Genomic DNA, 13,237 nt, shown 5'->3' on the forward strand with positions numbered 1-13,237 from the left:
AATCTGCGGCGGCGCCGAACTACATGAGCGCCAGACTCACTTGAGCGCAAACCGCGCTGCGTGGGCGATTACGTGAGCGCCGACATCCGCTCATACCGAGACCTGTGCTTGGCCGCTTCCTACTCGACGAGATGGTTGTCGAGACGTGATCCCGGCTCCTGGCCGCGGAGGAGTTCCAGAACCCACTCGGACTCCAGCGGGTCGTGGGGATCACGCAAGGCGCGCAGGATGACTGGGTGGTCGCATCCGGCAGTCGCCAGCTGATCGGCCAGGTCGACAAGATCTATGTCGTCTGCAGTGAGGGTGGCGGTTCGGAGAACGGGCAGCGACCGCCAGGCCGGGTCGACGTGCGTGCGGTAGGCAGCCACGACGTCGTTCATGAACGTTGCCCACTGCTGGAACGGGAACTCGAGACTGTCACGACTGCGGATACTCAAAGGCCACCACCCGTCGTCGTTGGCGTCGGCAAGAGTCCAGCCCTCGGCGGCGATAATCCATCGATAGTTCTCACGCTGATCCCAGTGATCCAGCTGATACGCCAGCCGGTCGGGCAAGTTCGGGCCGAACCGCGGCTCCGGCGCCGGCGGTCCTTCGCTGAGCAGGTTCAGCGCGGCGGCGAGCATCGGCCGGGCAGCGCGAATCTCCTCGTCGGTGGTCAGCGGGGTGAAGCAGGACAACAGCGCAAGCAACGCACCCGGATGGCGTAGCCGCGCGTCGCGCAGGGCCGCGAGCCGAGCGATGGACTCCAGCTCGACCCATCGGAGCGTCCAGGGAAGAAACTGCGCGCAGTCGTCGTCATAGCCCAGCTCGGGCAGCAGTTCACCGCCTTGGCGAAGGAGGAGCGTCATCAGGTTCGGGTTCTGCAGTACCCGAACCTCCAACGACATCTCGCCAGCGGTCAAGAGCGCCAGCTCCGTCGCGCGTTCGGGCGGATCGTCAAGGTCGAAGGATTCCTAGGGGCGGTGAAGGTAGCCGTCCCAGAATCCGTAGTCGAGGACGATCCGCCTGATCAGCTCGCGACTCGCGGTTACCGTCACAGAGTGATCTTCGCCGGATCGGCGACGGTTGTCGACCGCCCGATGCCATCGTCCGGATGTGCTGCTGAGCGGGCGAAGTCGGGTTCCCCGGAGCCGGGATCATTTGCGTAACGGATGCTCTCCGTGGTTTCCATGGCAAATCGAGACACCGCCGCGGTGCCCGCGACGGATTGCCTCCGCACAGCCAGCCCGCCCTTCCCGACCCGTCGATCGTGTGCAGGATGCGGCGTGCGCGCCTGCGTACGTCGAGCTGTCGGCTGACAGCGGTCAAGCGAGCCGGCGAAGGCGCCGATTGCGTGCGTCAGCGCAGTCAGCCGACGCGGTGGGTTTGTCGCATTGCCGACGTAGGCCATCGTCGATCCGATTGGCTACCGTGAGTCGATCGACATCAGCGGATGGTTGGCGGCTCTATGACAACGTTGATCTTTGTGCATGGCACAGGGGTTCGCCGTGCCAGCTTCGACACCACCCTGCGGCTGGTCCAAGACGGCGTGGCGCGCGACGCCCCGGGTGTGGCGGCGGCGCCGTGCTACTGGGGCGAGCCGCATGGTGCGCAGCTGTCGTCGGCGGGGGCGAGCATTCCGCAGACCGCTGCGACGCGGGGCCCGGATCGCGAGGCTGATCTGTGGGTCTTGCTGGAACTGGATCCGTTGTATGAGCTGCGGCTGCTGTCGGGATCGCCGGGCGTTCGGGTGCCGGAGCAGCCTGCGGACCGGGTGCCGTCCGGTCGGCGGCTGCGCGACGCCGCGCTGGGCTTGCCTGCCGATCCGGTGGTCGATGCGGCGGTGCGAGCCGCCGGCCTGGCCGATGTCTTCGCCGGGGCCGTGGTGGCGGTGCTCGGTGCGCCGGAAGCGGTGACGGCGTTGGCGTCGGCAGCGCCGCCGGATGTGCTCGGCGCCGCGCTGGCGAATGCGGTGACGGCGCAGGCGTTGAGCCGGGCTGACGAGCAGTCGCAGGGGCTGTTCCCGGTGACCGGGCAGCAGCGGGATCTGGTGGTCGCCCGGATTCTGGAGGCGCTGGCCGTCGACGGTCGCGGTGTGGGTGCGCTGCTGGCGCGGTCGGGGCTGCGGCTGGCCGAGGTGATCGGCGCGGTCGGCTGGGTGGAGCGCCGGCGTGCGCTGATGACGTCGGCGGCCAGTCCGGCGTCGGGTGATGTGATGCTGTATCTGGCTCGTGGTCGCGCGATTCGGGAGCACATCGCCGCGACGGTGCGGCAGGTCAACGATGACGTGGTGCTGCTGGCGCACAGTCTCGGCGGCATCGCCTGCGTGGATCTGCTGATCGCTGACGTGCCGGCCAACCTGCGTGGTCTGATCACGGTCGGGTCGCAGGCCGGCTTCCTGCATGAGCTGGGTGCTTTGCCGGGCCTGCCACCGGGGGCGGCGCTGCCGGACACCTTTCCGGTGCCGTGGATCAATGTGTTCGATCCGCGGGACTTCCTCGCCTTCCTGGCGGAGCCGATCTTCGGCGACCGGGTCCGGGATGTGCGGGTGGACAACCAGGTGCCGTTTCCCCGCTCCCACAGCGCCTATTTCGCCAATCCGCAGCTGTATGCGGTGGTGGCCAGCGTCTGCGCGGCGGTGAGCCGGTGATCGATGCCCGGGCGGTGGTCGTGGCGGTGGAGGACTACCGGGCCAGCCCGGCGCTGCGCCCGTTGGACGGGCCGGCTTCCGACGCCGCCCGGTATGTGGCGTGGCTGCGCGCGCGGGGAGTGCCGGATGAGGCGATCACGCTGGTGGCTTCGCCGTTGCCGGGGAACCAGGCGCTGATCGACGGCCTGGGTTTGCCGGTGGTGCCCGCGACGCAGGCAGCGGTGTACGACGTGTTCTCCCGGGTGCTGCCGGCGGGCCGGGCGGATGCGCTGCTGGTGTTCTGGGGTGGTCACGGTGCGGTCGACGCCGACCGGACGCGGCGGCTGTTCTATGCGGACGCTTCGGCTGCCGACAAGCGCAACCTGGATTTCGACGCTGTGTGCGCCAGCCTGATGACCGCCTACTTTCCGGGCTATCCGCGGCAGTTCCTGGTCGTGGACGCGTGCCAGAACTTGACGTCGGAGCTGGCGTTGCTGAACACGTTGCCGCACCAGGTGCTGCCGAGCAGCCCGGTGGTGATGCCCGATCGCCGGCAGCATGTTCTGCTGGCCGCCTCGGCTGGTGAGGTCGCGGTGAACGACACCCGGCGGCGGGCGGGTCTGTTCTCAGCGGAGTTGCTGGGGTTGCTGTCGAGCCCGGATGCGTCGTGGCCGCCGGATGCTGGTGAGCTGGCTCGGCGACTTGATGAGCGGTTCGCGCAGTTGCGCGCCGCGGGCGTCACGCAGCAGAGCCCGCCATATCTGTGGCGGCGCACGCCGGCGGAGGACGGCGCCGTGTTCGGTTTGACGCCAGCCGGCGCCGGTGGCGGGCGGTTGGGTTTGGCCGCGGTGAAGGCGCTGGTGGATGTGATGTTGGAGGCTGACGAGTTGGCGGGGGTGCCGCAGCAGCAGTTCCTGATGGGGTTGCTGCCGACGGCGATCCGCGGCGCGGTGGCCTACAGTGACGTTCCGCGGTGGAGCCTGTTCCAGTTGGTGCGCACCTGTGAGGGTTTCGAGCAGGGCCGTGATGCGCTGGTGATGATGCTCAGCGTCGGCCTGTCGCGCGACGGTGATCGGGATCGGGTGTTGCAGGCGGTGGATCGGTTCTGGCCGCAGCCGGCCTGAGCGCGGGTGGCCGGCGCGGAGCGCACCGGGCCGCCGCCGGGCGGGCGGGCGGGTGAGGGACTGGGAACGTCGTCTGCGGCGTTCCCAGTCGGGTGCGTCGGCGGGCTCAGTGGCTTGCGGCGCCGTTGAGTGCTCCGACGAGGTGCGGGGCTGGCGCGGCAACCGTGGTCGCCGGGTGCGGGCTGGGCCGGGTGTGGTCGCGTTCGTCGACGGTGAGGGCGAAGATGTCGGGCCGGGCGTAATGCCCGACGACGTCGAGGTCGAAGCGTGCCCGGGTGATGTCGTCGAGGTCGAGGGTGGCGATGAGGATCTGTTCCTTCTCCCGCGATGCCTCGGCCAGGATGTGGCCCATCGGGGAGATGATGACGCTGCCGCCGCCGATGAGGACCCGGTCCGGCTCGTCGCCCTGCACGGGTGTCACGTCGTCGGGGAAGTCTGCGCGGGTGACGTATTGGCAGGCGCTGAGCACGAAGCAGCGGCCTTCGACGGCGATGTGCCGCATGGTGGACTGCCACGACTCGCGGTCGTCGACGGTGGGGGCGCACCAGACGTTGACGCCTTTGGCGTACATCGCCGTCCGGAACAGCGGCATGTAGTTTTCCCAGCAGATCGCTGCGCCGACGGTGGCGTTGCCCATGCTCCGGGCGTGCAGGGTGGATCCGTCGCCGCTGCCCCAGAGGAACCGCTCGGCGGCGGTGGGCATCAGTTTGCGATGCACTCCGGTGACCCCGGCGCCGGGGCTGATGAACACCGCGACGCAGTAGAGGGTGGCGCCGCGGCGTTCGACTGCGCCGGTGACCAGGTGCACGTTGAGTTGGGTGGACAGGTCGCACAGCGTCTGGGTCTCGGGCCCGGGGATCTCGATCGCCGACTCGTGGTAGCGGCGGAACATTTCGCGGCCGTCCTCTGATCGGGATCCGACGTGGACTCCGAAGCTGAGGCCCTTGGGGTATCCGCCGAGAATGGCTTCGGGCAGCACGATCAGCTCGGCGCCCTCGGCGGCGGCTTGGCGCACCTTCTCGACGAGCTTGTCGAGCGTGCGGTGTGTGTCGAATAGGTATGATCCAATCTGGATCACGGCAGCGGTGATCATTCGCGATGTCGTTGGTTGCTGGTCTTGGCCTTGCGGGAGCATGACCTTGTATCCTCATTCCATCACTGTTGGCCGAGCGTCGGTCCGTCACCCGCTCAGACGTCGTCCCTGCGTCGGCACCTGCACACTTGATCGCCGCGCCGGATGCCGGCGGCGGCACAACAGCCACCTATCTTGGCTTATGAGCCGCGTGAGCGAAAGTCGCGTTCCGGGCACGCGTGAATGAACTCAGATGATCGTTTCCAGCCTCGATGGAAACATGATCTTCATCGTAACGCCGCAGCGGTCGACACGTGGTATTTAGTCGCGTTTCGGGTGCCGCTTCATGGCAGCACTCGTGCCAATATCGTCCGCGCACTGAGACATCGTTCAAGCGGAATGTTCGGAGCGAATCCATTCACCTACGATGAGCTATTAGCGCGAGTGGCCAGCCTTTCCCGACGTTCATCGGTACCCGGTAGGGAGCCTTCCGCCGAGTCCGGGCGCGCCGGCGAGGCGCACGGGACGGGAGCGGGCATGGACGAGGCCGTGAGCCGGCAGCGGCAGTCGACCCTCGACGGTCTGCGCCGGTACCTGCCGCCGGGCAACCTCGACGCGGCAGTGCACGCCGCGGCCCGCCTCGACCACGTCCTCAGCCAGGTCGTCACCGGACGATCCGGTCCGGCGCGGGCCATGCTCGCCTACGGCGGCGGCAAGGACAGTTCCTACATGGTCGCCTTCGTGCGACTGGTGCAGCTGACCATGTGGGAGCAACTAGGGCGCAGGCTGCAGCTGCGGATGGTCACCAACCGGCACGCCGGTATGCCGGCCGCGGTCATGGCCAACATCGACCGCACCTACCAGGCGCTGGGCCTGTACGACGATCCCGACGCCGAACTGCTGCTGGTCGACGACGGCACCGTCAGCGTCTTCGACAAGGACCTGCCGCTGCCCCGGTCGGTGCAGGAACGCAACCGCACCGACCTGCTGATGACCGGGCATCGCTGTTACGGCGAAGGGCGGCCCACGTTCTGCAACGCGTGCAATCTGAGCATGGTGTCGTCGTTCGCGGTCGGCGCCGAGCACGACGACGGCGTCGACGTGGTGATCACCGGCGACTCGCCCCGCGAGCAGGGCGCCTACATGGCGTGGGTGCGGCGGCTTGCCCGCCAGCTGGGCGTCGACGCGAAGAGCCTGCGCGACTTCGCCTCGTTCGTCCAGACCACCGACGCGATCGCCGAGCGGTACTACGCCGACATTCACGGCGGCGTCATCGATGGCGGGGCGCCGCTGCGGCAGCTGCGCACGCCGTCGTTCTTCTCGATCTACACCGACACCGCCTACGAGTCCGGCGATCATTGGGATCTGCTGACACAGTTCCTGGGGTTCGTCTTCGACGATCTGGCGTTCAGCTTCACCGAGTCCGACTGCGCCAACCCGGCGCTGATGGCCCATCTGCGGGGTTTGCGTGCCGAACGCATCTTCGGCACCGGCTACCCGGCGGGCATCGGCGAGTACGTCGAGTTCGCGACCGGTCTGATGCGGGTCAAGAAATTCCCGCCGCACCTGGTCGAGGTCATGCACGCCCGGTACGCCACCGCGGACGGGGTGCGGGCCATGCGCCGGCGGATGGACGGGTATGCGCTGGCCGCGTTCGGGCTGACCGAGGCGCAGCTGGTGTGCATGGCGTATTCCCCGTTCGCCGGCGGTGGCCGGCATCTGGAGACGTTCCTTGCCGCCGAGGCGCCGGACCTCACGGCCGACGCGCAGGTCATTCACCGGTTGCTGTCGGGTGCGCAGGACGGCGTGCGCCCGCAGGTCGCCACCCGGCTGACCGAGATCAGCGGCCTGCCACTGGCCAGCCTGCAGACCCTGTATGCGGCACGGCTGGCGGCCGCCTCACCGGCGGCGGCGATCCACCCGCGGACCCCCATCGGGCTGGTCCTGGCCGACGATCCGCACAAGGGGACGGTCCTGACGCGCTACTCCCCCACGGCACGCCCGGCGCCGGGCCCGATCTCCGGCCGGTGACTGGCCACACCGGCGTGCCGCCGCCGGTCAGGGCATCCGGCAGCGGTGCAGGACCTCGGTCACCGTCCGCGGGTTGTCACCGGACACGACCACCCGGCCCATCGCACCGGAGTGCCGGCCGATGTCGGAGCGCAACGTGACGGGCAGGACGTCGTCCCACTCGTCCGGCAGCGACGGCGCGGTGAACAGCTGCAAGTCGACCCGGGTTCCGCCGGCGGACGGCAGGGCCTGTGCCGCCTGCACCTCCGAGGGTTGCCGCAGGGTCAGCTGCCCGGCGTAGCTCGCCGCCGAGCGGGCGGTGGCTCCGTTGTGCGCGGTTCCCAGGTGGGCGGCGAACGCCTCCTCGGCCCAGTCGAGGCCGGACACCGCGGTGACGAGTTCGCTGACGCGCATGCCGGACAGCCGGAAACCCATCTCGAGCAGGACCAGCTCGCCGTCGGGCGTCTGGATGAGGTCGATGTGGAACGGGCCGGTGCGGTAGCCGACAGCGCCCAGGCACGCCTCGACGAAGGACAACAGCGACGGGTCGGCTTCCGCGCCGGGCCGGGCGACGTGGCCGGATTCGCGGAAGCTGCCCACACCGTTGGGTTCGGCTTCGACGGCGGTCAGCTTCTCGCAGGTCGTCAGGATGATGGCTTTGCCGTCACGGGCGACCGCCTGGACGCTCAGCTCGACGCCGGGGACGTATTCCTCGGCGATCCAGCCGGAGAACGGCCCGCCGTCATAGTTGCGGACGCTTTCGAGCACGGTGCGGATGGCGGCCAGATTGGCGGCCTCGTATGCCACGTAGACGCCGAGGCCTCCGCCGCCGTTGTCGGGCTTGACCACGACCGGGAAGGCCAGGCCCGCCGTCGCGGCTTGCAGGTCGCCCAATGCGGTGACGGTGGCGTGGCGCGGCTGGCGGATCTGCGCGCACGTCTGGCTAACGGCGCTGCGCTGTCCCAGTTTGTAGGGTGCCTGAAACTGCGGCGACTGCCCCGAGGGCCGGCTGCCGAGGATGTCGGCGGCGCCGTAGGCCGACGCGACATAGCGTTCGAATCCGGCGAGGATAAGTGCGGGCGCGGGTAGGTCGCGTAATGCGGCGACCAATGCGTCGGTGTTGGCCGGCTGGTCGACGGCAATGCCTATGTCATAAGGTCGGCGGCCCAGCGCGGAACGCCATCGCAGATAGTCGGGCGTCTCGACCAGGACGGCGGTCATGCCGCGCCGGTGCGCGGCATCGAGGTAGGCGTCCAGCCCGTCACGCGTGGCGCCGACCTGAACGAATGTCGACCCGATCAGCATGATCGTTCCTTTCGTTCGGACGACCGCGGCCGCGGCGGACCGGCCTTACCACCACGATAAAGCCGGTGCCGGATCAGGCACCAGACAGTCACCCGGGGATTGACACACAATGTGTACGCCTACCGCGAGATGAACCTGAGGATAGATCGCATTCCCGGCATCCACATACGATCAACCGAGGTGCTCGCGACCATTTCGACCATCGACACGCGAGGACAGGCGACAGTCGACATAGCCCTTTCGGTGATCACATCCGTCGATCGGACAGCCGCCGTAACGCATCGACGATGCTAATCTTCTGAGACGGGCGTGCGCCCGCCCGTCGGCATCCAGACCATCGACGATCACCGCATGGAGGTGGCGTATGCCGATGGCGTGGAAGCACCCAGCCCGGTAGGCCGGTATCGACCCCGCGCACGCGGGCCGGGATGAACACGGGTGGACGTTGTGAACGACGGGCAGGCACGCAGCACCATCTCGACGCGGGCACCTGCCGCCACGCCACCGACCTACGACACCGGCCGGCCCTGCGCGACCGCCGGCCGCGACACCGACCGGGTGACGGCATGACCTCGCCCAACATGTCGCCCACACGGGTGAAGGGCATCGTCGACGTTCTGCTGACGATCCCGCAACTCGGCGACTCCAACGCCCGCAGCCTGTACCGGCAGGAAATCGAATCGATCCTCGGCCGCACCCTGGGCATCCGCGGCGAGACCGCCCACCCGCGTACCGACCTGCACGATCTGGTGCGCGCCTGCGAACGCGAGGCCGACGGCCTTCTGGCGCTGGCCACCGTCATCGAAGCGCTCAACGACGGCACCAAGGCCGCCCGCGACGTGCGACGGATCGCCACCGAATGGTCGTTCGAACGCCGGCTCATCGAATTGCTGCCGGCCGAACTGTCGGCGGATCTGCAATGGGCCATCACCCAGGTGCTCGGAAACCCGCCCAAAGTTGCGCCGATAGGGCTGGCAGTACAAAGTGTCGGATGGCAACCGTCCGGGCGATGGAGCGGGCCACCTTTGCTCGCCATTGTCGATATCCTCGCGGCGACCACACACGAACAGCCGGGCCTGGACGAATGGCTGCGCGACGCGGCGGCATTCGCCGGGACGAACCTGACCGGGCTGCGCCGCAGAACGACCGAGCACCTGCAGTCACCCCATACCCGCCATCCCGTTAAAGAAGGCGATGTGCCCCGTGATCCACCGGAGTCGAACGTGAAGCGAATTGTCATCGAAGAGACACCGGCGGCCCTCACCCCCATCCGCGGCGGCATCCCCCCGCGCAACACCTACTTCACCGGGCGCGACGAGATCCTGCGCGAGCTGCAGCAGACGCTGGCCGACCGATCCACCGCCGCGGTGCTGCCCGAGGCAGCGCTGCAAGGCGCCGGCGGCGTGGGCAAGACGCAGATCGCCGTCGAATACGCCTATCGCAATGTCGATCGATATCAGCTGATTTGGTGGATTCAGGCCGAGGACCCGGCAGCAGTCCGGGCGAGCCTGGCCGAGCTGGCCGAGCGTCTCGGCTTGCCGACCTCCGGGGCGATGGACCAGACCGTCCGCGCAGTCCTCGACGCCCTGTCCAGCACGACGCCGATGAGCTGGCTGCTGGTCTACGACAACGCCGACGACCCGGCCAGCCTCGACGGCCTGACTCCCACCGCCCACGGCCATGTGCTGTTCACCAGCCGCAACCCGCTGTGGTCCGCGTCCGGGCCGACCGTCGAAGTCGACGTGTTCTCCCGCCTGGAAAGCACCCAGCTGCTGCAACGGCACCGGCCGAAGATGACCGACAGCGAAGCAGAACGGCTCGCCGAACAGCTCGGCGATCTGCCACTGGCCCTCGAGCAGGCGGCGGCGCTGCTGGTCACCACACTCAGCTCCGTCGACGACTACCTCGACGAGTTTGCCCGGCACAAGCGCACCCTGCTGTCCGAAGGCCGGCCCCGCAACTACCCGCACACCGTGGCCACCTTCGTCACCCTCGCCGTGGCGCGGATGCGGCAGGAATCCCCCGCCGCCGCGCAACTGCTGGAGATGATCGCCTTCCTGGCCCCCGACCCGGTCTCCAGCGCACTGCTGTGGGAAGGCCGCGGCGCGGAGACGACCGAACCGCTGCGGGCGGCACTGCAGGAACGCAACGACATCGCCCGCGCCATGCGCGACCTGGTCCGCTTCGGGGTGGCCAAGACCAACTCCGCCCGCCAGATCACCGTGCACCGGCTGGTCCAATACGTCCTGCGCGAAGAACTCAGCGCGGCCGGCAACGACGACGCGCTCGACAACGCCCGCCGGCTGCTGGCCGCTGCCAACCCCGGCTACCCCGACGACCGGGCGACCTGGCCTCGGCACGCCGAGATGCGGCCCCATGCCCGCGCCGCCGACCTCATCCACGGTGACCTGCGCGCCCGCCAGGCCATCATGGACCAGCTGCGATACGTGTTCAACACCGGCGACTTCGAAGGCTGCGCGGAACTGGCGACGGAGATCCTCGACGCCTGGAACAAGCCCGTCGACGATGGCGGATTCGGCCCGCAGGACCCGCTGACCCTGCTGGCGATGCGCCGATACGCCGACGCGCTGCGCTCGCTCGGCGACCGCGACGCGGCGCTCTGGGCGCGGCGCGCGCTCGACGGCAGCATGGCCGCCCTCGGCGAAACCCACGAATACACGATGGGCGCCGTCATGGGCGTGGCAGCGGACCTGCGCATCGCCAACAAGTTCGCCGAAGCCCGCGAGCTCGACGACCGCACCCTGCAACTGCATCTGGACACGTTCCTGCCCGGCGACCCGGCGACGCTGCGTGCGATGAACTCGGTCGCCATCAACCTGCGCTGGGCCGGGGAGTTCCAGGCCGCCTACGAGATGGACGTCGAAGCCGAACGCCAATCGCGGACCGCGCTGAGTGAACTCGCCGCCTGGACCTTCTTCGCGATCGAAGGTCAAGCCCGCGATCTGCTGCTGCTCGGCCGCTACCAGGACGCCCTCGAACTACAACAGTCGTCGTTGCCGGAAGAGACCGCCCTGCTCGGCGACCGGCACGTCGCCGTCCTGCGCGCCAAGATCCTGGTTGCCAGCATGCTGCGCAAAACCGGCCGGGTCGCCGACGCCGTCACCGCGGCCCGGGACACCTACCGCAGCGCATCGACCCGGTTCGGCCCGATGCACGGGCACACGCTCGCCGCGACCGTCACCCTCGCCAACACGCTGCGCGCGGCCGGCGACGCCGCCCAAGCCCTCACCCTCATCACCGATGCCCGCGACGGCTACACCAGCATCTACGGCGCCGACCACGGGCTGACCCTGTGCACCGCCGTCAACGAGGCCGTCATCCACCGCGCCCTGGGCAACGACCGGGACGCGCTGGCCCTCGACGAGGCGATCATCGCCGACATGAGCCGGGTGCTCGGTCCCCAGCACCCGTTCGCGCTGTCCGCCTTCGTCAACTACGGCAGCGACCTGTCGCGCGCCCACCGGCTCGACGAGGCCCGGGACACCACCGAGGCCGTCTGGCAGCATTCGGCCCGGCTGCGCGGCGAGCATCACCCGTACACGTTGCACGCGGCCAACAACCTGGCCCTGGACATGATCGCCTGCGGGCAGCGCAGCGAAGGCGAGCAGTTGCACCGCAGCACGGTCGCACAGCTGGAGCAGGTCTACGGGGTCGGGCATCCCGAGCCGTCCGCCGCGCGCCGGTACCGGCGACTGGAATGCGAGCTGGAACCGCCGCTGATTTGACCGCCAGGCGCAGCCCGTCTACGGAAGACGGGCGGGTCGGCGAACCACTCGTTGCGTACGGGCTAGGCAGCATTGGACTGCCGAGACCCGAGCACGCCCGCCATCGTCGACTCGAGCCGCTGGACCAAACGCCAGCCGTGCACGGTCAGCCCGGACGGATCGTCGATCACCTGCCGCAACGCCTGCGACACCTGCTCGGCCCGCATCGTCATCTGCTCGGTGGCGTGCCGGCGGACCGCCGCGTCGGCGCGCAGATCACGCCACGCCAGACTGACCGAGGCGAAGGCAAAGATGCCCTGCAACAACCGATCGAGGGGCCGCGGGCCGGCAATCCACGGCGCTGTATAGGCGCCGTCGTACCCTGCCACCACCAGCGGCGTCAAGGCGTGAGCCGCGGCCAGCTTGCTGTGGGCGACCTCGTGGACCAGCACCTCGACCAGCTCGAGGCCGCTGCGCGGCAAGGTCGTCATCACCGCACCGAACGCGTCGGCGTAGGTCGCGCTCTGCAGCATGCCCTCGGTGGTGAGCGGCACCAGTGTCAGCAATCCGCACGCGAGCTCGTCGGCGCGGCCAGGGCTGTGCCGGCACAGCATCGACCAGGCCTGAACGAAGTGGCTCTGCAGCCGCTCGTACTCGTCGTCGGACAGCCGCGGGGACAGCGCGGCGCCGGGGTAGCCGCGGAACGGATCCAGATCGTCCACCGGCACGGCGATGCGCCGAGAGCCGCTGCCGGCCCGCACGACGCGTATCGGGTACCAGGACGGCCCGGCGAGATCCTGCGGCGCGATCGTCCGCGGCTCATCGGCTGCCAACAACCCGAAGGTAGGCACCATGACAGCGCTGTGAACGGGTGAAACCTCGACCCGCGCCTGCGCGAGTCCGGCCCGCACCGCGGCAGCCAGGGCCAACGGCGCAAGTCTGTGCTGGCCGGCCAACGACGGTCCGCGCACGCACGCAGCCAGCCAGCCGGCCACCGATGGTTGCACCATGAGGTCGTTGACCGATTCGCGGTCCCGATCGTGCGCCTGTGACAGCAGGTGCAGCGCGTCGGGCCGGCCGGCTCCAGCAGCGACGCGCCGCAGCAGCAACAGCGACCGGCTGACCCGCGACCGGCACAGGGCCTCCACCACGCGGGGTGCTGCCAGCCCAGAAGCTAGCTGGTCGAACTCAGATCGTCCGAGGATATGGGTGCGGGCATGAAGTTCTGCCACGCCAAAGTCACCTCCAGCGACCCGCTCAGCTGCGTCACCAGCTGATCTATCGCCTCGTCCAGCTCAGGGTTGGAACCTGCGAGGAGCTCCTGCAACCGCATCGATGAGACATCTGGCGAGACGCGTGGCAGGTCATCGGCACGCGTTGAGGGTGACTGCTG

The 13,237-nt window shown here is 69.0% G+C and carries 9 protein-coding genes; 5 read left to right on the forward strand and 4 right to left on the reverse strand.

Annotation, left to right across the window (positions count from 1 at the left end; translation table 11 throughout):
• Nucleotides 1-119: 119 nt before the first annotated feature.
• Nucleotides 120-902 (reverse strand): hypothetical protein, encoded by a 783-nt coding sequence (locus tag AB0M47_RS04985; protein ID WP_363408530.1) that lies wholly within the window; start codon nt 900-902, stop codon nt 120-122.
• A 563-nt stretch (nt 903-1,465) separates the two neighbouring features.
• On the opposite strand from AB0M47_RS04985, the gene AB0M47_RS04990 reads away from it, so the two are divergent.
• Both AB0M47_RS04990 and AB0M47_RS04995 read left to right on the forward strand, forming a co-directional pair.
• Nucleotides 1,466-2,629, forward strand: a complete 1,164-nt coding sequence (locus tag AB0M47_RS04990) for a hypothetical protein (protein WP_363408532.1) — start codon at nt 1,466-1,468, stop codon at nt 2,627-2,629.
• A complete protein-coding gene (locus AB0M47_RS04995; RefSeq protein ID WP_363408535.1) occupies nt 2,626-3,732 on the forward strand; it encodes a hypothetical protein in 1,107 nt (368 codons plus the stop codon). Before AB0M47_RS04990 ends, AB0M47_RS04995 begins: the two co-directional genes overlap by 4 nt.
• 106 nt (nt 3,733-3,838) lie before the next feature.
• On the opposite strand, the gene AB0M47_RS05000 is transcribed toward AB0M47_RS04995, so the two are convergent.
• Nucleotides 3,839-4,825 (reverse strand): carbon-nitrogen hydrolase family protein, encoded by a 987-nt coding sequence (locus AB0M47_RS05000; RefSeq protein ID WP_363408538.1) that lies wholly within the window; start codon nt 4,823-4,825, stop codon nt 3,839-3,841.
• A 516-nt stretch (nt 4,826-5,341) separates the two neighbouring features.
• On the opposite strand from AB0M47_RS05000, the gene AB0M47_RS05005 reads away from it, so the two are divergent.
• Entirely contained in the window at nt 5,342-6,835 is a 1,494-nt protein-coding gene (locus tag AB0M47_RS05005) for a hypothetical protein (RefSeq protein ID WP_363408541.1), read from the forward strand.
• Between the two features lie 27 nt (nt 6,836-6,862).
• On the opposite strand, the gene AB0M47_RS05010 is transcribed toward AB0M47_RS05005, so the two are convergent.
• On the reverse strand, nt 6,863-8,119 hold the full coding sequence (locus AB0M47_RS05010; RefSeq protein ID WP_363408544.1) for an ATP-grasp domain-containing protein: 1,257 nt from the start codon (nt 8,117-8,119) through the stop codon (nt 6,863-6,865).
• A gap of 438 nt (nt 8,120-8,557) precedes the next feature.
• Here AB0M47_RS05010 and AB0M47_RS05015 point away from each other — a divergent pair, with 438 nt between their 5' ends.
• Both AB0M47_RS05015 and fxsT read left to right on the forward strand, forming a co-directional pair.
• Nucleotides 8,558-8,689, forward strand: coding sequence for a hypothetical protein (locus tag AB0M47_RS05015; RefSeq protein ID WP_363408547.1), 132 nt, complete (start codon nt 8,558-8,560; stop codon nt 8,687-8,689).
• Complete coding sequence (fxsT, locus tag AB0M47_RS05020; RefSeq protein ID WP_363408550.1) at nt 8,686-11,865, forward strand: FxSxx-COOH system tetratricopeptide repeat protein; 3,180 nt, start codon at nt 8,686-8,688, stop codon at nt 11,863-11,865. The genes AB0M47_RS05015 and fxsT overlap by 4 nt, the downstream gene beginning before the upstream one ends.
• 62 nt (nt 11,866-11,927) lie before the next feature.
• Here fxsT and AB0M47_RS05025 read toward each other — a convergent pair whose 3' ends face one another.
• Nucleotides 11,928-13,076, reverse strand: a complete 1,149-nt coding sequence (locus tag AB0M47_RS05025; protein ID WP_363408553.1) for an HEXXH motif-containing putative peptide modification protein — start codon at nt 13,074-13,076, stop codon at nt 11,928-11,930.
• Nucleotides 13,077-13,237: the final 161 nt, after the last annotated feature.

It is taken from the genome of Hamadaea sp. NPDC051192 (genome assembly GCF_040682475.1).
In the GTDB taxonomy this organism is placed as follows: Bacteria; Actinomycetota; Actinomycetes; order Mycobacteriales; family Micromonosporaceae; genus Hamadaea; species Hamadaea flava.

What these genes read in the sequence shown, in the direction of transcription:
- AB0M47_RS05000 (WP_363408538.1), bottom strand. Translation starts at nt 4,825, where the DNA reads ATGATCACCGCTGCCGTGATCCAGATTGGATCATACCTATTCGACACA.
- AB0M47_RS05005 (WP_363408541.1), top strand. Translation starts at nt 5,342, where the DNA reads ATGGACGAGGCCGTGAGCCGGCAGCGGCAGTCGACCCTCGACGGTCTG.
- AB0M47_RS05010 (WP_363408544.1), bottom strand. Translation starts at nt 8,119, where the DNA reads ATGCTGATCGGGTCGACATTCGTTCAGGTCGGCGCCACGCGTGACGGG.
- fxsT (WP_363408550.1), top strand. Translation starts at nt 8,686, where the DNA reads ATGACCTCGCCCAACATGTCGCCCACACGGGTGAAGGGCATCGTCGAC.